This window comes from Leuconostoc gelidum subsp. gelidum KCTC 3527, from assembly GCF_000166715.1.
GTDB classification, from domain to species: Bacteria; Bacillota; Bacilli; order Lactobacillales; family Lactobacillaceae; genus Leuconostoc; species Leuconostoc gelidum.
The window spans coordinates 18,803-41,561 of sequence record NZ_AEMI01000037.1; the positions used below are offsets into that span (position 1 = coordinate 18,803).

Consider the following 22,759-nt stretch of genomic DNA (forward strand, 5'->3'; position numbering starts at 1 on the left):
AGTTCTCCTACTTTATTTCTTGGTCATTGTTACTGTTGACAAATGGCGCTTTGGCCACCATTTAAACTTTAAATAATAATAACCATACACTAAAATTATAAATGGTACTGACCATAACAGCGCTGCCCGTTGCTGAGGATCAAAAATAACCAAAATAATTGACAACGATGAGCCAATAAATCCAGCTAGTGGTAAAATCGGATAGGCCCATTTTGGATAACGTAATTCTTGAGTTCGATTTTCACGTTTTAGTAGTTGGTAATACTTATAGTGCGACCAACTAATCGCTATCCACACGAATACCACTGCTAATCCTGAAACTTCTACTAATATAAGATATAAGGACCCTGCAGCCATAAAACTAGACCCTAAAGCTAAAATACCACCCACAAGACTTGCCAAAAGAGCCCTGATTGGAATACCATTTTCATTTACTTTCTCAAACTTGGCAGAAATTAATCCTTCATGACTCAATGACCACAACATACGCGTCGAAGCATATAGACCTGAGTTAGCCATTGAAATGATACCGGTTAAAATGACAAAATTCATAATATCTGCGGCATAAGGTATCCCAATCATACTAAATACTGTGACAAATGGACTTTGAGTAACAGCCGCTTTTTCGTAAGGAATAATTGCTGCCAAAATAGTAATACTACCAATAAAGAAAATAACTTGACGCCACCAAACTGCTTTTATCGCTTTAGATATGGCACGACTTGGGTCTGCAGCTTCGCCAGCCGTAATGGCCATCAGTTCGGTACCACTAAAGGCGAAATTAACTGCTAACATTGTTGTAAATACAGCGCCAATACCATTTGGAAAAACGCCATGACTGAAAATGTTTTGAAAGCCAACATTTTGCGTTTTGCTAGAATGTAATACACCCGTTAGGATCAATACACCAACAATCAAAAATGCAACTATGGCAACAACCTTAATAGCAGCTAACCAATATTCACTTTCACCAAATATTTTAACTGAAAATATATTACTCAATAAAATAATAACAAGAAATACCCCGGAAAACGCCCACACAGGAATATTTGGAAACCATCTTTGCATAATAATACCTGATGCTGTAAATTCAGACCCTAAGGCAATTGTCCATGTTAACCAGTAGGAAATAGCAACGAAAAATCCAGTGGCTGGCCCTATTAATTTTTGTGCATGATAATGAAATGCACCCGTTTGTGGCATCGCAATTGATAATTCAGCCACACTTAGCATCACCAAATAGACTAAAATTGCACCCACAGAATACGCTAAAATTGTACCAAAAGCCCCTGCTGTATGAATTGTGTAAGCAGATGACAAAAATAATCCTGTGCCAATACCACTGGCTAATCCAATCATTTGTATTTGTCGTGCTGTCATTGCACGTTTTAATTTCCCTGCCATTTTATCCTCGATCCAGTTCATTTAATTATAACCAACAACTAAATACCGATAAAAACAAAAAATCCCGCAGTTTGAACTTAATCAAACTGCGGGACGACTTATCGTGTTACCACCCGGTATTTGTATGTTTAAAAACATACCTCATACAATCGCCATGCTTTAAAAAATTTAAAGATAGGAATTGCTGTTGCTATAACGGGCACACCCGGTCATTGCTCACAACGCATTAGCGTATGCTCACCATGGCGTATCTCTCCAAGACCATTTTCATATCATCGCGCAATCTACTTTCACCAAACATAGATTCTCTTAGTGTGCTCACGATATTACTTATCTCTTCACTGTTGAGAATATAATAACAACTTTATCAGACGATGTCAAATTTTTTTGTATCCATGTTACTTATAGAAACAATTTTTTCATAATTTATCTCCAAAAACGTTTTGAAACAATTAATTAAATCATTTCCAAATGCAATTGTTCTGGTTTTGCCCACCCCATTTTGCGCATCACACGATAACCCACAAATGACACAACAACTGGTACGACAACACCAACACCCATATAAGCAGCAAACGCAACTGGATTTGATCCTGCCAAAGCCAAAGGGACAATAAACGAATTAAATCCAATACCCGCCATAGCAAAAGGTGCTGTGACATGAAATACTAATGTAGCAATTGGGGCTGCAATGGCTGCACCAATCATTGGTGGAATAATCAATGCTGGATTTTTAGTCAAATTTGGAAATTGAATTTTCGGCGTCACAATACCCTGTGCGATCGTTGCACCAATTTTATTTTCTTGAAATGACATTGCGGGAAAACCAACAAACACGGCTGTTGTACCGATTAATATTGCACCAGCAGCTTGAGGTGACGTCACCCCTGTTGCACCAATGGCCACAGCTAGTGCAGCCGCTGAAGCTGGCGTCATTGTCATAGCACCAAATACCATCGCAACAATTGCTGTACCAATAATGGGATTCACAGCCACACTAGAGGCGATAAAATGTCCAACAGCCACCAATGCTGGTGTCGTCACCATCGCTAAGTAATACCCGCTCACTGTACCCACAATTGTTGTAGCAGCTGGCACAATCACCATATCCAACGGTGTTTTACCACTCAACCATTTTCCAAACAACACTGCAATAATAGCTGCGATGACAGCTGAAATCGGTTGTCCAGTTGTTATAATCGCTGAACCTGCTGCCTGTGTACCAGCATAGCCTGTTGCCGTAACACCTTGAACCGCTGTATTACTAAAAAAGACAGCGTTAGCACCGACAGTCGATGCAGCCATAGCACTAAACATGACCATTGTATTTGTTTTCATCTGCGATGCGACCGCTGCACCAAACGCAGCTGGTAACATAATTTTTGTGATTGCACCCATCTGCACCATTGGTGCCCAATTGATAAATCCGGCAATAGTTTGCAATAACAATCCCATTCCCAAAGTCACTAAAATAGCATTTGAAACCGCTGCCGATGTTTTATACACAATATCGCGAATAGATTCTTCAGCTTCTCCAACTTTTGCTTGGATCGCTTCTTTATTAATTTGTGTTCCTTTATTAATTGCATTTTGTGCCATAATCCTAATCTCCTTTTAACTTACACTTCAATTGAGCATCGCAATCATTGGAGAAAAAGAAAAACGCCCCAACGATTGCTCGTTAGGACGTTTTCACGTCATATTCCTAACCAGCTACATAAACTTACTTTTAAAGTCCAGTAGTTGATCTTGCTCAAATAACAACCAACTAGACTCAAATGAGAAGAAGGTTGCGGAGAAGTGCACTATTCACTTGTTTATAAAAAGTTTTAATCATGTTGTCTCTCCTTGTTATTGAGCAATTGCTTGCTTACTTCTTGATGAATAATACTATACAGATATAAATTTAAAATGTCAATAGTTTTATTTTTATCATTATAAATACATAAAAAAGACTGATTCTATCATCAGTCTTTCAATCGTAAATTACATTGTCCCAAACAATCGATCACCAGCATCACCCAATCCAGGAATAATATAGCCGTTTTTATCCAAGCCGTCATCTAACGATCCTGTATAAATATCAACGTCAGGATGGGCTTCCTGAACTGCCTTAACCCCTTCAGGTGCTGAAACTAAAGTAATCAATTTAATATGTTTTGCCCCACGCTTTTTCAAAGCAACAATAGCATCTTTTGCTGAACCGCCAGTAGCAAGCATCGGATCAACTAATAACACGTCCCGCTGATCAATATCTTCTGGTAATTTAATAAAGTATTCTACCGGTTCCAAAGTTTCTTCGTCACGATACATACCAATATGTCCAATTTTAGCTGCAGGAATCAACTGTACAATCCCGTCCACCATGCCTAATCCAGCACGCAAAATAGGTACAACAGCTAGTTTTTTGCCTGCCAATTGCTTTTTAGTCGTTGTCGCCACTGGTGTTTGCACAACAACATCTTCCAATTGCAAATCACGACTTGCTTCATATGTCATAAGCATTGCAATTTCATCAACAAGCGCTCTGAAATCTTTTGTCCCGACATTCTTATTACGAATCATTGTTAGTTTATGTTGAATCAATGGATGATCCATTTCGATAAATTTTCCCATAATGTTTATATTAAGCGTGTAAAATGTAAATTACGACGCATTTCCTTTCAAATTAATTTATCTACTTCTATTATAGCAAAAAATCCTCTTGTAAAGTATCAACGCTGACTATCACTTATTCAAATTTTGTTTATTAAACAACAGACATTTTCTTAATTTTTAGATTTTAATCAAATATTTAGAATAAAATTTTTATTTCTTAACACCGCATAACAGTACCATAAATAACAAGTCATATGATTTAATAAACTAATTAAAACATACAACTTTAAAATTAATCTATAGTCAAAAATACATTCCACCAAAAACTGATGATATGATACATATTAACGCAATTTCTATTTTATTTTTTACTAAAACTAAGGTATAATATGATAGTTCGCACTAATAGTTTAACAGGATAAAACGGGGACCTCCTAAGTCTTTGCTCCCAGTTCGAGTCTGGGTTAGTGCATCAAAAAGCACGACTAAAAGTCGTGCTTTTTCTATCTCTAATAATGCTTTCCCAGCTATATTAACCCTTAATATTTGCGCGTTCAGCCACTGGTATTAAAACATTACCAACAACAGTAATCAAAATAAACCCAACAATCATTTCAAAAATGGCATTAAACGATACAATACCAATTAACCAACTCAACAGATTTTGATCAGGAATACCTGTAAAATTTGTATGCATCACAGTGAAACCAATTGTTGTTAAAGTGACAACGCCAACTGTATTAATAAGTGCAGCCACAATTCCAAGAATGCCTAGTCCAATGGTCCTAATTGTTCCCGATCGTTTACGTAAAAAATAATTAAATAATAATCCAACTAGAAAACCAACCAAAATTCGTGGGATCAATGCTGTAAAAGGATTTTGAAACATTAGTGAACCAATTGTTCCTGGGTGAGTTATCGCGTTAATAAATGACATTATTCCCCAAAAGAAACCAACAACAGCACCATATTTAGGTCCCAATAAAATACCAGCTAACGCCACTGTAAATTGTATAATTGTCGCGCTGGCACCAATTACGAATGCCCCTAATGGCATCACACCAAGACACGGCACAATCATTTGCAGCAAAACAATCGCAACAAACAAAGTTGTAACCACATAATATTTTATTTTTTGATTTGTCATAGTTTTTTCGGCTATGTAAAAAGCAATAACCGCCCTTTTTTTATTTATATCTACATTGTATCTTAGAAAGCCACTCAAACACAATAAAAATACACTGTTAATTCGAATTAACAGTGTATGTTACTGGTTTATACCAGCACGTTCTCGTTCGTAATCAAACTTTTTGGCATAATTAAAGCCATTAGTTCACTGAAAAGTGCCACATTTACTAACTTTGAGCTAACACTTTAGAATTTTCAAATAACATAGTTCGTCAACTATTATTGTTTGTTTTCCACATATAAATCTGACGCTGATTTTATTCTAATCCTTCAATCAATGCTTCTGGATAGAATTCACGTATGATATCTGCCTCATGCTTTGACAAATTTGGAAATGATGCGTCTGCACCAATATCCTCATGAAACAGACGATCACGCGGTGATACACCACCAACGGCATGCTTCACCGAAATGAGAACCCCATCATATGATTTTACGTCAACTGCCGTTTTAGCATCAGCAATGTATAACTGAGAAACCATCAAAAGTAGTCGGACGTCAGCATTTAAATCAGACAATAGTTGTTGCTGTTCTGTTGTCAAATACAATGTCAAGGCTGCCTCGGCATTTTTACCAATTAATTCGGCCGTTCGTGCTTCTTCAAGCGCCTTGTTAACTGCATCTCGCATCGACATAAACGTAGACCAATTTTTCAATAATTCACTTGTATCACCAAAATTTTGTACCTCTGGCATGTCAGAAAGATAAGCAAAATCCTGATTCTCATTTGGCAAATACTCCCAAACTTCTTCAGATGTATGTGGTAATATAGGCAACAATAACTTTGTCAAAGCTATTAATGTTTCATAAAATACCGTTTGCATTGAACGGCGTGCATGTCCAGTTGGTGCTTCAACATAGACAACGTCTTTGGCAATATCCAAATAGAATGCCGATAAGTCAACGTTAACAAAATTAATAACACGTTTAAAAATATCATTAAATTGATAATTATCATATGAATCACGTACATCTTTAATAAAATTATTTAAAACAACTGAGAAATATTGGTCATGCCCAGCTCTGTCAGTAAAAGTAATTGCATCTGTTGTATAGTTAAAATCGGCCGTATTAGCCATTAAAAACCTCAAAGTATTACGTAACTTACGATAACTTTCAGATACTTGTTTTAAAATTTCATTTGATACTGGCATATCTTGTGATGTGTCAACTGAAATTGTCCATAACCGCAAAATTTCAATGCCCATTTTGTCGGCTACATCAAGTGGTGATATTGTGTTACCAAGTGATTTAGACATTTTATTACCCTTACCATCCAAAGTAAATCCTTGAGACAGTACATTTTTGTAGGGTGCATGCCCTGTAACAGCTACCGAAGTAATCAATGAGGAATTAAACCAACCGCGATACTGATCTGATCCTTCTAAGTATAAGTCTGCGGGATAATCTAATTGATCACGTGTATTCATGACACCAGACCAAGAAGAACCTGAATCAAACCAAACATCCATAATATCTTCTTCTTTAGTAAACTCTCCATGAGGCGAGTGTGCGTTAGTATAACCCTCAGGTAATAGGTCTTTAGCTTCATGCTCAAACCAATAATTCGAACCATGTACTTCAAATAAATCAGCTACATGATTAATAATAGTTTGATCTAAAATAGGCGTTTGGTCTTCTGCATAAAAAATGGGTAATGGCACACCCCAAACACGTTGACGTGAAATAACCCAATCGCCACGATCACGAATCATATTATACAAACGTTTCTTTCCCCATTCAGGGAAAAAATTGACATTATCTAATTCATCCAAAATATTTTGACGGAACTTACCTACAGATGCAAACCATTGTGGTACAGCACGCCAAATAATAGGCTTTTTTGTACGCCAATCAAACGGATAAGAATGCGTAATTTTTTCTTTAGCCAAGAACAAATTAGCTGTGGTCAATTTGTTGATGACAAGGCCAACAACATCATCGTAAAACTTGCCTTCAAAATCCGGTCCGGCATTTTTAGTCATATACCCTTTTTCATCGACCGTAACAACAGCTTCTAGACCGTACTGCTTACCAACATTGAAATCATCCTCACCAAAACCAGGAGCAGTATGAACTAAACCAGTACCCGAATCAAGAGTAACATGATCTGCATTCATAACTAATTCTTCGGCATCAAGATCCCATGGATGATACGCTGTAATGCGATCCAATTCTTCGCCTTTATATGTTGCCAAAGTCTTATATTCATCCCAACCAAACAATGGCGCAATGACCTCTAAACGCCCTGTAGCAACGACAAATTTGCGAGTTTCTTCTGCTGGTTGGATCACTGAATAATCCATATCAGGTCCAAGAGTAATACCCCGTGAGGCTGTCACTGTAAATGGCGTAGTTGTCCAAACAACAAAATAAGTATCAGCATCTAAAATACCATTGCCACCTTTCACTTGATTAGCATAATACAAAGACGTTGAATTGATGTCGTGATATTCAATTTCCGCTTCCGCTAAAGCAGATTCTGATGACCATGACCAATAAACTGGTTTTGACCCCTTAAATATATAACCTTTACTAGCCATTTCACCAAAAACACGTAACTGTGCAGCCTCGAATTCTGGTTGCAATGTGATATATGGATTCTGCCAATCAGCCATAATCCCTAAACGTTTAAAATCATTTTTTTGCTTATCAACTTGTTCCAAGGCAAAATCTTTTGCTAAATTTCGCCATTCAGCCTTAGGCATTGTTTTACGATCGTGACCAGCTTTTGTTAACTGCTGTTCAATTGGTAAACCATGTGTATCCCATCCTGGAACATAGGGTGCATAAAAACCAGCCATATTTTTATAACGCACAATAATGTCTTTTGAAATTTTATTCAAAGCATGACCTAAATGAATATTTCCATTGGCATATGGGGGGCCATCATGTAAATTAAAATGTGGTTTTTTTTCATTTTGTGATAGACGTTGATTATATAAATCAGAATCATACCATTTTTGTTGACGAATCGGCTCAGTTTTTGGTAATGATCCGCGCATTGGAAATGCCGTTTTTCCAAGGTTGAGTGTATCTTTATACTTCATAATGCCATCTCCTATTTATAACTTAACGTTAGTAACAAAATAATAAGGTGCCCTAAAACAATAAAAAACGTCCCTGTGTTTTACAACACAGGGACGTTTTCACGTGGTACCACCCAATTTTAGTTGTCTACAAGTAAACAACCCTCAAATCAGTATTAACGGTCTGCACCGGTTAAACTTACTTAAATTTCAGTCCAACAAATTCATAACTGATTTAAAAGGCTACAGGGACGATCATCTCTAACCACCATGACTCGCTGCACGTATGTATGCCATTCTTATTGTGTTATGCTTCTTATAATTTATTATCTTCGTTTTCACTTGCTTCGGGAAACACAACAATTGGCCCTTGCTCAGGAGCAGCTTCCTCATTTTCTGTTTCTGTAGAATCGGATTCGCTTGCTACCATTGACATAACAGTCTCATTTTCAATTGTTGCTATTTTATCAATACGATCAGCCGTTGCTTGTCCAATTGGCAAACGATGAACTGCTTCAGCTAAATCATCATTTTCTAATAGTTTACGCTGAAGTTCCAATAATTTCAAGAATGAATTTTTAAAATTTTCTACTTCAGTTCTTAATTCATTTTGCTCTTTAATCAGACCTTCATTTTCTTGTGCTAGGCTTGTTGCTTCAGCCTCAGCCTTTGTACGTGCATCACTAATAATCTTTGTGGCTGCTTCTTGGGCATGTGTTAATTGCTTTTTTACTTCGCCATCGGCTTCTTGTCTCAAACGATCAGCGGCTTCTTGAGCGACAAAAATTGATTGGTTGACTTGCTCACGTTTCGCCTCTAGGCCATCAACTTTAACTTGTAACTGTTCATTATCATTTAAAAGTTTATCACGTTCAGTAATAATAGTTTCATAATCACCATTAACTTGATCTAAAAACGAATCAACTTCAGATGCAATATATGCACGTGAACCCTTTTTAGTAAATTCATGCTTCAAAATTTCATCAGGTGTTAGTACCATCTTGGTCTCCTTTTAATTTTGATATAACTCGAGTTAACTTAACGTCGAATAATATTTACAATTGCCTTAATTTTATCTTTTTTGCTAAACCCATCACACATTTTAAGTTGCAGACGTCCATATTTGCGAACAGATACAATATCTCCTACTGCTACTACATGATCTGGCTTAACAATCGTTGTCCAATTAACTCGAACTTGTTGCTGTTCAATTAATGATTTTGCTACACTACGTGGTATATTAAAAGCCATTGAAATAGTCGTGTCAATTCGTAAAGATGACAATAATAAAAATATTTCGTTCCAATCATCATGAACCGCAATGACATCTTTCACATCACGTGCAATCAATGCAATTTTAATTCGGCCAATTTTTTGAACTGTTTGTTGAATATATGTTATCATTTTTGCATCAACAATGACTTGCCATTTTTTATCATTAGATAAAATATCACCGATAACTTCACGTTTTATACCAGCACTCATAAATGCACCTAGAATCATTGAATGATGTAATTCAGCGAATTTTACCGGATATTTAATTTCAAGAATTGCTAATTCAAAATCCGATAATGCGACAGTATAAAAATCTGGTGCTATGACTGCACGCTGATTTTCGGTATTACTAGTTGCACCATTATAATGCACTTGTAAATTTTCTGAACGATTAACTAAAGTTTGCAAAATATATTGTTCCCGAGGGTTTAAAAAACGTGTTAGAATGCCACGATACTCATCTTCACTTTGACGAATCCAATCAGTTACTTGCTGAATAAATGTTACTTCTTCTGGTCGGAAGTGTTGTTCAATTGTTGAAAAATTATCTATCATATTACAGGAAAAGTAGCACCAAATGAGACAAGCCGCTAATGGCAAAATTCAAAGCCAAAATGGCAACAATTGGTGAAATGTCAATAATACCACCAATTGGTGGTATTATCCGAAATAAGTTTAGATAGGGTGCAACAATTCGTTGAAGCCACTTGCCAAACACTGATTGTTGCGCGCCAGGTAACCAAGACATTAGGACATAAATGACAATTGCATACTCATAATAATTTGCGATACGTATAATCCAATTTAGTATTTCTAGCATATGTTAATACCGCGTATTCGGTTCTAAATTATCTGTCAACGTCCCTGAAATTTCAAAAGTTGCAGGTGTTACTAAAAAGATAGACTGACCGATACGTTCAATTTCCCCATTGACTGCATATATAGCACCACCTAAGAAATCTAATATTCTTTTAGCTTGTGCTTCATCAATTTGCGTAAAGTTAACTATTACTGCCTCTCCGCCTAATATCTGAGAAGCAATGTCTCTAGAATCTGAATATACTTTAGGTTCAAATAATGCAATTTTACTATTAGCATTACCTGGATCTGTCATTGTTGATTGTGCCGATTGACGACCAAAATAGGTTGCTTGTTGCTGTGATGTTTGTTGCACTGGTTGTTGATATTGTGGTTGCTCTTGATAGCTGCTATCATCATAGCTATCGTCATATGAATCATCTTCATCATTACTGAAAAGACGTTTAATTGTATCGCCTAATGCCATGATTTCTCCTTAAACACGCAGGTTGAAACTCACTGTGTACACGACAATGATTGTATCTCATCGTTATATAACACAATCAAAATATACACAACTCACGTTTTTTTATTAACGTTTTTTAAAGAATGGTGGTTGTTCAGTATCATCGTCATTGTTTGAAAAGTCTACTGGTGTTTCATTGGATGTCGGTGTATTAAATACATCGAACGCTTGTTTCTGTACACCATCAAACCGTTCATCCTCAGCAAACGCATCTTTTGAAGCACTACTAATATTCCAATCAGCAAATGGATCATTTTGTGGCGTTGGCGTTGTTGATTTAACAGGCTCTGTTGCTGGTTTTTCAAATATTGATGTGTTTGGTGTTGCTGGCGTTACATTGTTACTTGTCGTACCAAATACTTTAGCAGCGTTTGCTTTCGGTGCAGCAGATTTTTTTGCTGCAGAATCTACCGTAACATTCTGAAGACCAGTTGCAATTACCGTCACACGAATTGAATCACCTAGATTTTCATCAATAGATGTACCGAAGATAACGTTGACCTCACGCCCTGCTTCTTGAGCAATCACTTCTGAGGCGGTTTGCGCTTCAAACAATGACATATCCAATCCACCGGTAATATTAAGCAAAACGTCTTCAGCACCTGACATATCTACCTCAAGCAATGGTGAGGAAATAGCCTGCTTCGTTGCGTCAGCGGCACGTGTTTCGCCACTAGCTTGGCCAACACCCATTAAGGCAGGTCCGGCATCTTGCATAACAGTTTTCACATCAGCAAAATCAAGATTAATGAATCCTGGGTTTGTGATTAGTTCTGAGATACCTCGAACACCTTGAGCCACAACTTCATCAACAACTTTAAAAGCCTCTGACAGTGGTGTACGTAAATCAATACGATCTTTTAAACGTTCGTTAGTAATCACAATCAGCGAATCAACTGATTCGGACAACGCTTGTAATCCTTCAGCGGCGAAGCGACCACGTTTGGGTCCCTCCCACTTGAATGGACGTGTCACAACAGCAACAGTTAAAGCACCTTGTTCTTTAGCTATACGCGCGACAACTGGTGCTGCACCGTTCCCAGTTCCGCCACCCATACCAGCCGTGATAACAATCATATCTGCACCTGAAATTGCTGAAGCAATGTCTTCAGATGATTCTTCAGCAGCTTTAGTACCACGTTCAGGATTTGAACCAGCACCTAAACCACCAGTCAATTTTGGCCCGATTTGAATTTTAATGTCAGCTTTAGACTTATCTAAGGCCTGTACATCAGTGTTAGCAACGATAAACTCGACGCCACTAACACCTTCTTCGATCATATGATTGACAGCGTTTGATCCACCACCACCAACACCGATAACTTTAATGATTGCACCGGTTTCTTGGGCGTCATCAATTGAAAAATCCATAAGTTGTCTCCTTAATTATACTAATCTTCTCGAAATAAATTCTTAATTGTTTGTATTAAACGGCTAAAAATGCTTTGCCGTGGTTGGTCATCTTGCTTGCCATCATAGTTGTACAACGTCTGCTCTGTTGACTCAGATGTTTCTTCATATTCATGTGATTGTTTGGATACTGATGGTACAGATTGCACATTATCAGTATCGTCACGATGTGACATGATAACTTGTTTAATGACCTGTTGCGTCATACTTTCACGCGAAGCAAACATCGCATATGCCATTGCGCGTGTATAAGAAGGATGGCGTAATCCTATTTGATCAGGTATAAAAAGTCGTACATTTTCACCCAAAATAGTTTTAGCATAGTCAACCATACGTGGCAAAGCCGCATTTCCACCAGTTAAAACAATACCACCTGGCATGTTCAAACCGTTAACCGTGCTCAGCGGATCAAATGCACGCATATATATTTGTTCTAACCTTGCGGCAATGATTTCTGAAAGATAGTGTTCATTAACTAATTGAGGTGTATTATCTCCAACAACTTCAACAGAAAACTCTTTGTCGGCACTTGCCTGAGTTGGATCCGCATATCCAAAATCACGTTTGATTTTTTCAGCATGTGTATAAGAGATACCTAGAACTGTTGAAATATCTTTCGTCACATTATCCCCACCCTCGAGGTCTACATGATTAAACTTCAACTTACGATCATGTATGACGGATGTCGTAGTTTGTCCACCACCGAGATCTATTAACACAGTTCCAAAGTCCTGTTCACCATCATTTAAAATGCTAGTGCCAATGGCCAATGGCGCCAAAACAAATTCATGTAGTTTCAAACCTGCTTTTTGAATCGCCATACGTGTATTATCTAAAATCTTGCTTGGTCCAACAAAGGCTGTTCCGTGTAATTCCAGTCGCACACCAATCATTTCATGCGGATCTTTTATACCATCAAAACCATCTACAATGAATTCCTCAGCAATTAAATCAATCACATCATGATCTGATGAGACATTATGCGATAAAGCCTGCTTTGCCACATTTTGTACATCAGCGTAAGTAATACGTTTATTTTGATTAGCAATCGAAACGAGGCCTTCGACATGAACCATTTCAATTTGATTTGCAGGAATTCCTACAATTACTTCATTAATTTGAAAATTTGCTTTTTCTTGTGCTTGTTCAATCGCTTCGCGGATCGCACTGGCAGTTGCATCAATGTCCACGATCACGCCCTTGCGTAAACCCCGTGAAGGTGCATTTCCTGCACCAATCACGTTGAATTGATTACCAGTTGTTTGCGCAATGACTACTTTGATGGATGTGGTACCAATGTCTAAACCCACCGTCACGCCTGAATTATTCATGCGTCGTGCCCCTTTACAAAATTATTTTTTAATAAAATATACCTAACTATAATAATATCATAAGTTATAGCTATTACGCCACAAATTCTCACTTTTGTTTGTCTTTATGGTCGCTTTTTTTATTCGTTGTATTTGCCTGTGAGGTGCCATAAGCATACGAATAGGCACCGAATTGCAAATCAACAATACCTTTAACAGGCATTTGTGCAGCAATTCCAGGATAATAATTAATTTTTTTTCCAAATGTATCTAATGTTGCATAAACAGTATTCCCATCATTCATAATAATTATGAGACGGTTAGCATTATCTTTATTGGGCGAAAAAATGATCTGACTAATATTTTGACGTAACGTTAATTCTAATGATACAAACGCTTTAGCCAATTTTTTAACATCTTTGTTTGTTTTAAAGTTGGCATATACAGGTGCATTTCCTTCAGGGGTTTGAACCTTTTTAAACATTCCCTCACGATTAATAATATACCAATTATTTCCTTGTTCAATATAACCCGCAGTTACTTTCTCAACAATGTTAATGTTAACATTACTCCCCTGCAATGTGACCTGAGCTGAGTCAATTTGATCATCTTGTTTAACAATGTGTTGTGCAATAAACTTTGTCTGGCCCCCTATACGCCAGTATGGCGTTTGCTGATTGATATTAGCATATGTTGCAATTTTATCGGTTGGTATCATCATTGTATTGATACTAACTGTTTTAATTGTTCGCCATGGTTGTAATAAGAACACGATACCGATCATAAACACCACAAAAGCCGCTAAACTTATCCAAAGTTGTCGCGGTCGTTTTGTTTTCAGTATCTTTTTGTCTTTTAAAACATGCACTATTTTAATCTTTCTTTTCTAAAATTGCATCTTGTATTAAGTTATACAATCTATCACCGGCATCAGGTATTCCCACTTTTGCAACTTGTGCCGCCATATTTTCGCTGGCTTTATCATTCAACAATAATGAATCAACAGCTGTTATAAGTGTTTCTCCATTTAAATCTGTTTCTGCTATTACTAGTGCAGCACCATCATCGACCAAGCTTTGTGCATTTTTAGTTTGATGATTGCCAGTAACATGAAGGCTTGGCACTAAAATTGATGGAATGCCTAATGCTGTGATTTCAGCAATTGATGTTGCCCCAGCCCTGGATACAATCGCATTGGTTTTTGCTAGCACTTCTGGCATATTGTCAATATATGGCAGAATGCGAACATTATCAGCGACAGCAATACCCTGACTATTTAGTTGCGATAACACATTATCATATCGTTTAGGCCCTGTCACTACGACAATTTGATAATTTCTTAAATTAAAAGTATTCATAGCTTCAATAACTGCTGAATTGATAGCTGGTGCACCCTGTGAGCCGCCAAAAATTAAAAGCGTTGATTTATCGTCTCGCAAACCCAACGTTTGCCAAGAAAACGTTGATACAATATGTGCAACTTGCTGCGCACGAGGGTTACCAACAAGTGTCACTTTTCCTGCTGGAAATTGTTGTTTAGCAACATCAAAAGCAACTCCAATTTTGCTTGCACCACGCGCTAAAAATTTATTTGTCACACCAGCAACAGAGTTTTGTTCATGAATGACAGTTGGAACATGCATACGTTGTGCAGCATAGACCACCGCCCCAGCGACATAACCACCTGTACCAACAACAACGTCTGGTTTAAAATCTTTAATAATTTTTTTAGATTGCTTGACTGCTCTTAAAAATAAATTAACTGTTTGAACATTATCAAATGATAATGACCGCTTAAATCCTTGGACAGATAACTTATCAAAAGCCATACCAGTAGCTGGTACAATGTCAGATTCCACACCACGTTCCGAGCCAACATATAAAAATTCTGAATCTGGTTCATGTTGCTTAATAACTTCAGCCAATGCCAAAGCTGGATAAATATGGCCTCCTGTGCCACCACCTGATAAAATTACACGCATATTATAGCCCCAATACTTTCTTTAACTCAGTGACATAACGTTCGCCGCGCTCTTCAAAACTTTTATACTGATCCCAGCTAGCAGCTGCCGGTGACAATAACACGACATCCCCAGTGACAGCAAGTTTCACTGCAACTGGTACAGCTTGTTCAACGTCATCCACAGTAATAACTGGTTTATTAGCAGCGCGTGCAACAGTGACAATTTTTTGTTGCGTCTCACCAAAGGCAATAACGGCCTTCACATGTAATAAATTTGGTAATAATCTCATTAAATCATCACCACGATCTAATCCACCAGCTAACCAAATCGTTGGCTGGTGAAAACTATTTAACGCTGTTTGTGTCGCTTCAATATCTGTCGCTTTAGAATCATTGTAAAAAGTCACACCGTTATCCGTGAAAACATGTTGTAAACGATGTTTTACACCACCAAATGTTTCAAGTACATGCCGTATTGCCACGTCATGCACACCTGCTAATTTTGCAACTGTCACCGCAGCCACAATGTTTTCAAGATTATGTGGTCCTACTAATTTAATATCACTTAGCGGCATCAAATGATTACCCGAAATAATGAGATCAACGCTATCTGTACGTACAGTATATTCATTTTTTATGCGAGAAAACGCAACAACTTTGGCATGTGTTTTTTTGATAAAATCATCTGTATCTTGGCCATCTGCATTTAGGACTAGTAATTGGTTAGTTGTTTGATTTTTTGTTAGCTGAAACTTGGCCGTCACGTAATTTTCACGTGTCCCATGATAATCTAAATGATTGGCAAAAATATTTGTAATTAATGCAATATCTGGCCGTATATCTGGCGTTCCCATTAATTGAAAGCTTGATAATTCTAATAAAAGTGTATCATCTGCTGTTAAGTTTTTGATAACCTCGCAGACTGGAATACCTATATTACCAGCAGTCGTTACTTTTTGACCATCACTTTTGAGCATATCTCGAATTAATGACGTTGTTGTTGTTTTGCCATTTGAACCCGTCACAGCAATTAAACGACCTTCAAATGAACTCAAAGCAACTGCTACTTCTGTCAAAATAGGGATGTTTAACTTTTCTGCTTGTTTAACTAATGCTGTTTCATAATTAATGCCTGGATTTTTAACTAAATAATCAAAAGTAGTATTTAATGACATCGCATCATCATGGTTAATAAATTGGACATCTGCTGCCAACAATTGTCGATATACTATGTCATCTTCGAATTCGCCACCATTAACAACAGTGACTTGCGCCCCAAGTTCAAGCAATCGCTGTGCCGCTGCTTTCCCTGAACGTGCCCAACCAAATACCATCACTTTTTTATTGTTAAAATCTTGTATTTTCATCATAACCTGATTTCTAAAATTTTATGTACGCGAGTAAACCCGCCTTTAATTCATGTAAAAGATACCAGCAACTGCTAAAATTGCAGATAAAATCCAAAACAAGGTGTCAATTTGCCATTCACTCCAGCCAAACTTTTCGAATGAATGATGAATTGGCGCCATTGGAAATATACGTTTATGCCAGAAATGATAACCAACTGTTTGAATAATAACTGACAATGTTTCGATAACAAACACCAAACCAAACCAAACCAAAGAAAATGGTATACCAAGCAAAATTGATTCAATAGCTAAACCAGCTCCTAAAGCAAGTGAGCCAGTATCACCCATGAAAATTTTGGCTTTAGGTTTATTGAAAATCAAAAAACCAATCAAGGAACCAATCACTGAAAAATTGAAAATGACCAATACTTGATTATGCATGTTCATAGCAACAACACTATAGGCTGCATAAACAATAATACTTATACCCGCCAATAAACCATCTAGACCATCAGTAAGATTGGTCGCATTTGACCATCCAACAAGCCAAAACCAAAGAAATGCAAAATAGAAAATACCCAAATTGTACGTCCCAAGCAATGGGATATACAATGTGAAAGGAACACCCATAAACCACATAATTAGCATAATAACTGCTGCACTAGCCGTTTGTGCTATTAGCTTTGGCTTAAAAGCAAAACCATCGTCAGCGTGGTTAATTAATTTTAATGTATCATCAATGCCACCGATAGTTGCATAAGCCAAAAATGCAACGACCGGAATCACCATAGTCATTACGCCATGCCAACCATTATACAGCCCACCGCCTATAAGTGAACTAATCGATGCAGCGACAACAAAAAGTGCACCACCCATGCTAGGTGTACCGGACTTTGCTTGATGGTCTGGTCCAAGCTTTCGAATAACTGCCTGTTCTTTTGATTGTTTTAAAAATTTAATCAGGAATGGCATAAATATTACTGTTACGATTAGTGCGCGGGTCAACGCCCATAAATTTTCAGACATGTTCTTTCCTTACTTCTTTTCTTTTAACCTAACGGTAACTTGACTAGTATCTACAACTAACTGATTTTTAGCCACCGTTTGGCCTACAACATATCCAGATCCTGACCAAGTGAGTTTAAACCCTGCTTCTCGGGCAAATGACTGTGCATCCGTCAAACTCCAGCCCGTCATATCTGGTAAATATGTATTACCTTTTGCATGCAAAATCACCAGTTGGTTCGTTAATGATTTTTGTTCTGGTAGTAAAGACTGACTCTCAATTTGGCCACTATTACCCACAACAGCTGTTCTAAAACCTGCACCAGTTAATGTTTGCGTCGCTTTAGCAATTGATCGACCAACAACATTAGGTACTGTCTGTTTCGTTGTCTTTGATTTTACAGCACTATCACTATTATTTAAAGCCTGAAGCATCAAGGGTTGAAATACCTTGTTCATTGTTATTTGAATTGTTGGATCAGGAAAAACCTTAGGTTGTTTCACAGCCATATAGAAAATATACTTTGGGTTTTTTTCTGGTGCCAAAACCATCACAGAATGAATGGCATTGTTCAATCCCTGTAAATACTGGCCATTTTCAGATATTTGAGCTGTTCCAGTTTTAGCTGCAATTTGATAACCAAACTTTCGCAAATCAAACTCTTTTGCAGTACCAGTCTCTTGATTAACAACATCAATCATATATTTACGAACCTGTTGTGCTGTGCTGGCTTTAATAGGGTGTGCGACAGTATCCGTTTTTCCTTGTTGCATAATTGCCCCTGTTGCAGGATTAACCACTTTATCCACGAAGTATGGCTTAACTTCCTTTCCATCATTTGCAATAGCTGAGTAGGCTTGAATCATTTGTAGTGGTGTCACACTAATTCCTTGACCATAAGCCGTATTAGCTTGATCAATAGGATAATCAAAAGAATAATGCCCGGATTCTTCACCATTTAAACCCGATTTAGTCGATTGTAGAAACCGAAATTTTTCAAGATAATTACGCCAAGTTGTGGCTCCAAGCTGCTGTTCAGTTCGTGCAAATGCAACGTTGGAGGAACGCCAAAATCCTTCTCGATATGTGAGCGTACCCTGGTCTTGCCCAAATGCATCAACAACTTTTTTACCATCAATTAAGAGTGTCCCAGATGGGTAGGTAGCATTAGGTCGCCACTTGCCTGAATCAATGGCTGCAGCAAGCGTAATACCCTTCATAGTAGATCCAGGCTCAAAAGGGGCCTGGTCCAATAAATTAGCCCATAGGTCTGGATTAATTGTTTTACCATTAGGATTAAAATTTGGGCGTTGCGTTGCAGCAACGATTCGGCCAGTTTTAGCTTCCATCAAAACGCCAACTGTTGCTTTTGCCTTCGTCGTTTTAAGTAAGTCATCCATACGCGTCTCAAGTGTATTTTGAAGTGAACTATCTAACGTAAGGTAAACATCATTACCTGGTTTTACTGTCCTACTATCCTGCACATTTTCCACTTGACCATCATATTTTTTAATACCATTTTTTCCGGCAAGTAATGTATTTTCAGCAGCTTCTATACCCATAAAACCAATTTGTTGAGATTGACCACTCTTTTTATTTTCGTCAGTACTCATCGCACCAATTAAATGTGATGCCATATTGCCATTAGGATATATTCGTGATGGCCGTGATATGAAATTTATACCTGGTAATTTAAGGGCCTGAATTTTTTTATACTGATCAATATTTAAATTTTTACTCGCTTGAACTTTTGTAGAGATAAACTCAACTTGATAGACATTTTTTTCTAATCGACTTAATATATCTTTTTGATCCATGTCAATAATTTTACTAAGCTTTTCTGCAGTAGTTTCTTTATCTACTACATGACCAGACCCATCAACATATTTACCGGTTTTCGTATCTTTAACACGTGCTACTTTTTTATCAAGCACAGCATACATATCATAAACTGTTGTATTTTCTGCTAATACTTGACCGTTAGTATCATAAATTTTACCACGACTTGCTGGTACTATCTGGTTCGCCATAAATGCGCGACGTGTTGCATCGTTTAAGTTATGTCCATCAACCGAACCACTCGCTATAACAAAAAGACGTATACCAAGCCCTAAAGTTACCAGCACAATTGCGCCCAATAATACACCGCCAAATACTTTGGCGTTTTTAGTAACTTTTTTATTTGGTATCCGTCTCATGGTATTTTTCATAATTATTGGTTAATATTTCTGACATTACTATCGGATAACGTCATATTATATTTCTTAGCAACCTCATCTAAATTTTGCTTACTTGTTTTATTTTGAATATCGCTACGCAAAGCGTTATTAGTTTCTCTTGTGGTCTCAGTTTCCGTTTGCATGTTTGCTGCATTCGAACGTGCTGCACTCGTTTGCATACTTGAAAAAACAACGCCCACCATCAATATCATAATGACGGCTGAAACAAAAGCAACCATTAGCCGTTCTTTTCGTGTCCAACGCGCTGCTTTGTACTTTATACGCGTTTTTGGTTGTGCTAAAGGTAGCGCTTCAGCCGCCGTTGAATATTGATATGCATTCTGTGCCATGTTTGCAACTCCTAAATATTATTTGCGTTCGATACCACGTAATTTAGCCGATTGTGCTCTGTGATTAGTTTGTGTTTCATCATCAGTTGGCAAAATAGGTTTACGTGTTAATAAAGTGTAATCCGCTTCGAATTGACCCGGTAAAACTGGTAAACCAACTGGTAATTCTGGGGTTGATGTCTTTTCGCGAAACATTTGTTTCACTAAACGGTCTTCAAGTGACTGAAATGTGATAGCACTAATACGACCACCTGGTGCAAGCAAATCAAGTGATTGAGTCAGAGAATCTTCTAATGCTCCTAGTTCATCATTAACAGCTATTCTCAATGCTTGAAAGGTTCGCTTTGCTGGATGCCCCCCCTTACGCCGAGCAGGAGCTGGAATTGCTTCTTTGATAATATCAACTAATTCAAATGTTGTATTAATCGCACCATTTTCACGATGACGCTCTATCTTACGTGCAATTTGTTTAGGAAAGCGATCTTCTCCATATCGACTTAAAATACGTAAAATATCATTAAATGGCCACTCATTAATAATTATTTTAGCGGTTAATGCCTGTCGTTGATCCATCCGCATATCCAGATCAGCATCGTAATTATAACTAAAGCCACGTTGCCCATCATCAAACTGTACTGAACTGACGCCTAAATCATAAATCACGCCATCAACTTGTCTCACGCCAAGTTCAGCTAAAGCTTCAGTCAGCGTACGGAAATTCCGATGGATTAGGATCAATTTACCTGATGCAATTTCAGTGGCATATTGTTCTTCGTTATACTTAATTGCTGTATCATCTTGATCAAAACTATAAAGTATGCCGTTGTCTAGTTGCTTAAGAATTTCACCAGTATGACCGCCGCCACCTAAAGTTGCATCAACATAATGACCATCTGGTTTTACATTCAATAATGCAACTGCTTCTTTTAAGAGTACTGTGACATGTTCAAATTCAGTCATTCCATTTATCCTTTTAACTAGAAGTCGAAGTCAACTAGTCCTTCTGCAATCTCATCAAAATCATCAGCTGTAGCAAGTGTATAATCATGCCAGTTTTCTGAACTCCAAATTTCAAATGAATCCCCAGATCCTGTTACTGTCACACTTTTTTCAAGTCCAGCATAGTCTTTTAAGTTTGACGGAATTATAATCCGTCCTTGTTTATCAATTTCAGCTACCATCGCCCCTGCCATCACAAAGCGTTTAAATTGGCGTGCTTCTTTTTTTCCTAATGGTAGCTCGTTAAGTTGCTTTTCTAATTTTTCCCAAACTGGCATTGGCATGGCGCGTAATGCATGTTCCATCCAACGCGTCACGATGAACTTCTCGCCTAATTGGTTTCGAAATTTTGCTGGAATAATAAGTCGCCCTTTGATATCGAGCGTATGTGAATATTCGCCCATAAACATCAGGACCACCTCCAATAAAAATTCTATACTACTAATTTACCACATTTCACCACTTCCCTCCACCTAATTACTAATTTGTCATCATTTAGTAAATTTTAACACACATAAAAACGCTGCTATTCTTGCATAGCAGCGTTTTTATCGACAAAATATATTAGTGGTGCCAAAACCCAACAATTGTCACAATTAAAAGTAATAAAGTACCAACCAACCCACTCCACTCCCAATACTTATGCCAAAACAAGCGCCAATGCCATTTGCCTTGTAATAGAAACCATACCAAAACAGCTCCCACAAAACACCATACTAACAGAAACCATAAAATCAAACTGATACCAAAACAGTATCCCATCGTAACATGTAGTATCACCCAGACTGGGATGACAATAATATCTAACGTTTTAATTTTAAGATCACCCAATCGTGTCCATCTATTTAACACAAATACAAATAATATGAAACTTACCGCACTTAACGGCCAAATCCACCACTGCATTACTTTACCTCATAGTTTCTTTGTACTTTAATAACAATACCTAAACCTAAACAAAAAGGCAAGAATTTCTATCATAAATTATGATAAATCGTATATAATTCATTGATTTATCATTTTAAAATTGCATATAGATGACTGATTATGATACACTATTTTTGAATTATAAATGAGGTGAAATATGACAGATGAACAAAACGCACGGCCTGTTAATGTTAAATTACAAGCAGAAATTGACGCAAAATTAAATCAGCATCGTGTTCCTAAAGCTGTTCAAAAGCCGCGTACTCGCATCGAAAAAATGACACTTATCATGTCGTGGGTCATGGTTGTATTGATGGTTGGTAGTGTTTTCTATGCTGCAATCAGTGCATTGGGTTGGTTATAGCAATTAGTATTTAAAAAACTCTGGCACAATTATTAATTTAGTTA

The 22,759-nt window shown here is 37.4% G+C and carries 21 protein-coding genes and 1 tRNA gene; 2 read left to right on the forward strand and 20 right to left on the reverse strand.

Annotated elements, in window-relative coordinates; genetic code table 11:
• Positions 1-12 precede the first annotated feature (12 nt).
• The 3 genes from EUI_RS0109010 to upp all read right to left on the reverse strand — a co-directional run bounded on the left by EUI_RS0109010 (position 13) and on the right by upp (position 4,020).
• Positions 13-1,404 carry an amino acid permease gene (locus tag EUI_RS0109010; RefSeq protein ID WP_010687849.1) on the reverse strand — a complete coding sequence of 464 codons (1,392 nt, stop codon included), beginning with the start codon at positions 1,402-1,404 and terminating at the stop codon, positions 13-15.
• Between the two features lie 456 nt (positions 1,405-1,860).
• Positions 1,861-3,003, reverse strand: a complete 1,143-nt coding sequence (locus EUI_RS0109015) for a PTS sugar transporter subunit IIC (RefSeq protein WP_010687850.1) — start codon at positions 3,001-3,003, stop codon at positions 1,861-1,863.
• Between the two features lie 387 nt (positions 3,004-3,390).
• Entirely contained in the window at positions 3,391-4,020 is a 630-nt protein-coding gene (gene upp / locus EUI_RS0109020; RefSeq protein ID WP_010390927.1) for a uracil phosphoribosyltransferase, read from the reverse strand.
• A 381-nt stretch (positions 4,021-4,401) separates the two neighbouring features.
• On the opposite strand from upp, the gene EUI_RS0109025 reads away from it, so the two are divergent.
• Positions 4,402-4,474 (forward strand) — tRNA-Arg (locus EUI_RS0109025).
• A gap of 60 nt (positions 4,475-4,534) precedes the next feature.
• Here EUI_RS0109025 and EUI_RS0109030 read toward each other — a convergent pair.
• The 17 genes from EUI_RS0109030 to EUI_RS0109110 all read right to left on the reverse strand — a co-directional run bounded on the left by EUI_RS0109030 (position 4,535) and on the right by EUI_RS0109110 (position 22,330).
• Positions 4,535-5,149: an ECF transporter S component gene (locus EUI_RS0109030; RefSeq protein WP_010687851.1), complete on the reverse strand. Its 615-nt coding sequence runs from the start codon at positions 5,147-5,149 to the stop codon at positions 4,535-4,537.
• 298 nt (positions 5,150-5,447) lie between these two features.
• Entirely contained in the window at positions 5,448-8,240 is a 2,793-nt protein-coding gene (gene ileS, locus EUI_RS0109035; protein WP_010687852.1) for an isoleucine--tRNA ligase, read from the reverse strand.
• Positions 8,241-8,535: 295 nt separating this feature from the next.
• On the reverse strand, positions 8,536-9,219 hold the full coding sequence (locus tag EUI_RS0109040) for a DivIVA domain-containing protein (RefSeq protein ID WP_010687853.1): 684 nt from the start codon (positions 9,217-9,219) through the stop codon (positions 8,536-8,538).
• Between the two features lie 38 nt (positions 9,220-9,257).
• The gene (locus EUI_RS0109045; RefSeq protein WP_010687854.1) at positions 9,258-10,049 is read right to left on the reverse strand and encodes a YlmH family RNA-binding protein; all 792 of its coding nucleotides are present in this window, start codon (positions 10,047-10,049) and stop codon (positions 9,258-9,260) included.
• A gap of 1 nt (position 10,050) precedes the next feature.
• Positions 10,051-10,314: a YggT family protein gene (locus EUI_RS0109050; RefSeq protein WP_010687855.1), complete on the reverse strand. Its 264-nt coding sequence runs from the start codon at positions 10,312-10,314 to the stop codon at positions 10,051-10,053.
• Positions 10,315-10,317: 3 nt separating this feature from the next.
• The gene (locus EUI_RS0109055; RefSeq protein ID WP_010687856.1) at positions 10,318-10,779 is read right to left on the reverse strand and encodes a cell division protein SepF; all 462 of its coding nucleotides are present in this window, start codon (positions 10,777-10,779) and stop codon (positions 10,318-10,320) included.
• A 105-nt stretch (positions 10,780-10,884) separates the two neighbouring features.
• Complete coding sequence (gene ftsZ, locus EUI_RS0109060) at positions 10,885-12,189, reverse strand: cell division protein FtsZ (RefSeq protein ID WP_010687857.1); 1,305 nt, start codon at positions 12,187-12,189, stop codon at positions 10,885-10,887.
• 20 nt (positions 12,190-12,209) lie between these two features.
• The gene (gene ftsA, locus EUI_RS0109065; protein WP_010687858.1) at positions 12,210-13,559 is read right to left on the reverse strand and encodes a cell division protein FtsA; all 1,350 of its coding nucleotides are present in this window, start codon (positions 13,557-13,559) and stop codon (positions 12,210-12,212) included.
• A gap of 88 nt (positions 13,560-13,647) precedes the next feature.
• Positions 13,648-14,379: a cell division protein FtsQ/DivIB gene (locus EUI_RS0109070; RefSeq protein WP_050792015.1), complete on the reverse strand. Its 732-nt coding sequence runs from the start codon at positions 14,377-14,379 to the stop codon at positions 13,648-13,650.
• A 31-nt stretch (positions 14,380-14,410) separates the two neighbouring features.
• The gene (murG, locus tag EUI_RS0109075; protein WP_010687860.1) at positions 14,411-15,520 is read right to left on the reverse strand and encodes an undecaprenyldiphospho-muramoylpentapeptide beta-N-acetylglucosaminyltransferase; all 1,110 of its coding nucleotides are present in this window, start codon (positions 15,518-15,520) and stop codon (positions 14,411-14,413) included.
• A 1-nt stretch (position 15,521) separates the two neighbouring features.
• Positions 15,522-16,868: a UDP-N-acetylmuramoyl-L-alanine--D-glutamate ligase gene (gene murD / locus EUI_RS0109080; protein WP_014947656.1), complete on the reverse strand. Its 1,347-nt coding sequence runs from the start codon at positions 16,866-16,868 to the stop codon at positions 15,522-15,524.
• A gap of 45 nt (positions 16,869-16,913) precedes the next feature.
• The gene (mraY, locus tag EUI_RS0109085; RefSeq protein ID WP_010687862.1) at positions 16,914-17,876 is read right to left on the reverse strand and encodes a phospho-N-acetylmuramoyl-pentapeptide-transferase; all 963 of its coding nucleotides are present in this window, start codon (positions 17,874-17,876) and stop codon (positions 16,914-16,916) included.
• A 9-nt stretch (positions 17,877-17,885) separates the two neighbouring features.
• On the reverse strand, positions 17,886-20,066 hold the full coding sequence (locus EUI_RS0109090) for a penicillin-binding protein (RefSeq protein ID WP_029508554.1): 2,181 nt from the start codon (positions 20,064-20,066) through the stop codon (positions 17,886-17,888).
• A gap of 2 nt (positions 20,067-20,068) precedes the next feature.
• The gene (locus EUI_RS0109095) at positions 20,069-20,425 is read right to left on the reverse strand and encodes a cell division protein FtsL (protein ID WP_010687864.1); all 357 of its coding nucleotides are present in this window, start codon (positions 20,423-20,425) and stop codon (positions 20,069-20,071) included.
• 18 nt (positions 20,426-20,443) lie between these two features.
• Positions 20,444-21,385, reverse strand: a complete 942-nt coding sequence (gene rsmH / locus EUI_RS0109100; protein ID WP_010687865.1) for a 16S rRNA (cytosine(1402)-N(4))-methyltransferase RsmH — start codon at positions 21,383-21,385, stop codon at positions 20,444-20,446.
• 17 nt (positions 21,386-21,402) lie between these two features.
• Entirely contained in the window at positions 21,403-21,834 is a 432-nt protein-coding gene (mraZ, locus tag EUI_RS0109105) for a division/cell wall cluster transcriptional repressor MraZ (RefSeq protein WP_010687866.1), read from the reverse strand.
• A gap of 154 nt (positions 21,835-21,988) precedes the next feature.
• The gene (locus tag EUI_RS0109110) at positions 21,989-22,330 is read right to left on the reverse strand and encodes a hypothetical protein (RefSeq protein ID WP_010687867.1); all 342 of its coding nucleotides are present in this window, start codon (positions 22,328-22,330) and stop codon (positions 21,989-21,991) included.
• A gap of 178 nt (positions 22,331-22,508) precedes the next feature.
• On the opposite strand from EUI_RS0109110, the gene EUI_RS0109115 reads away from it, so the two are divergent.
• Positions 22,509-22,715, forward strand: coding sequence for a DUF4044 domain-containing protein (locus tag EUI_RS0109115; protein WP_010687868.1), 207 nt, complete (start codon positions 22,509-22,511; stop codon positions 22,713-22,715).
• Positions 22,716-22,759: the final 44 nt, after the last annotated feature.

Coding starts and splice junctions, on each gene's coding strand:
- EUI_RS0109010 (WP_010687849.1), bottom strand. CDS start 1,404: ATGGCAGGGAAATTAAAACGTGCAATGACAGCACGACAAATACAAATG.
- EUI_RS0109015 (WP_010687850.1), bottom strand. CDS start 3,003: ATGGCACAAAATGCAATTAATAAAGGAACACAAATTAATAAAGAAGCG.
- upp (WP_010390927.1), bottom strand. CDS start 4,020: ATGGGAAAATTTATCGAAATGGATCATCCATTGATTCAACATAAACTA.
- EUI_RS0109030 (WP_010687851.1), bottom strand. CDS start 5,149: ATGACAAATCAAAAAATAAAATATTATGTGGTTACAACTTTGTTTGTT.
- ileS (WP_010687852.1), bottom strand. CDS start 8,240: ATGAAGTATAAAGATACACTCAACCTTGGAAAAACGGCATTTCCAATG.
- EUI_RS0109040 (WP_010687853.1), bottom strand. CDS start 9,219: ATGGTACTAACACCTGATGAAATTTTGAAGCATGAATTTACTAAAAAG.
- EUI_RS0109045 (WP_010687854.1), bottom strand. CDS start 10,049: ATGATAGATAATTTTTCAACAATTGAACAACACTTCCGACCAGAAGAA.
- EUI_RS0109050 (WP_010687855.1), bottom strand. CDS start 10,314: ATGCTAGAAATACTAAATTGGATTATACGTATCGCAAATTATTATGAG.
- EUI_RS0109055 (WP_010687856.1), bottom strand. CDS start 10,779: ATGGCATTAGGCGATACAATTAAACGTCTTTTCAGTAATGATGAAGAT.
- ftsZ (WP_010687857.1), bottom strand. CDS start 12,189: ATGGATTTTTCAATTGATGACGCCCAAGAAACCGGTGCAATCATTAAA.
- ftsA (WP_010687858.1), bottom strand. CDS start 13,559: ATGAATAATTCAGGCGTGACGGTGGGTTTAGACATTGGTACCACATCC.
- murG (WP_010687860.1), bottom strand. CDS start 15,520: ATGCGTGTAATTTTATCAGGTGGTGGCACAGGAGGCCATATTTATCCA.
- murD (WP_014947656.1), bottom strand. CDS start 16,868: ATGAAAATACAAGATTTTAACAATAAAAAAGTGATGGTATTTGGTTGG.
- mraY (WP_010687862.1), bottom strand. CDS start 17,876: ATGTCTGAAAATTTATGGGCGTTGACCCGCGCACTAATCGTAACAGTA.
- EUI_RS0109090 (WP_029508554.1), bottom strand. CDS start 20,066: ATGAAAAATACCATGAGACGGATACCAAATAAAAAAGTTACTAAAAAC.
- EUI_RS0109095 (WP_010687864.1), bottom strand. CDS start 20,425: ATGGCACAGAATGCATATCAATATTCAACGGCGGCTGAAGCGCTACCT.
- rsmH (WP_010687865.1), bottom strand. CDS start 21,385: ATGACTGAATTTGAACATGTCACAGTACTCTTAAAAGAAGCAGTTGCA.
- mraZ (WP_010687866.1), bottom strand. CDS start 21,834: ATGTTTATGGGCGAATATTCACATACGCTCGATATCAAAGGGCGACTT.
- EUI_RS0109110 (WP_010687867.1), bottom strand. CDS start 22,330: ATGCAGTGGTGGATTTGGCCGTTAAGTGCGGTAAGTTTCATATTATTT.
- EUI_RS0109115 (WP_010687868.1), top strand. CDS start 22,509: ATGACAGATGAACAAAACGCACGGCCTGTTAATGTTAAATTACAAGCA.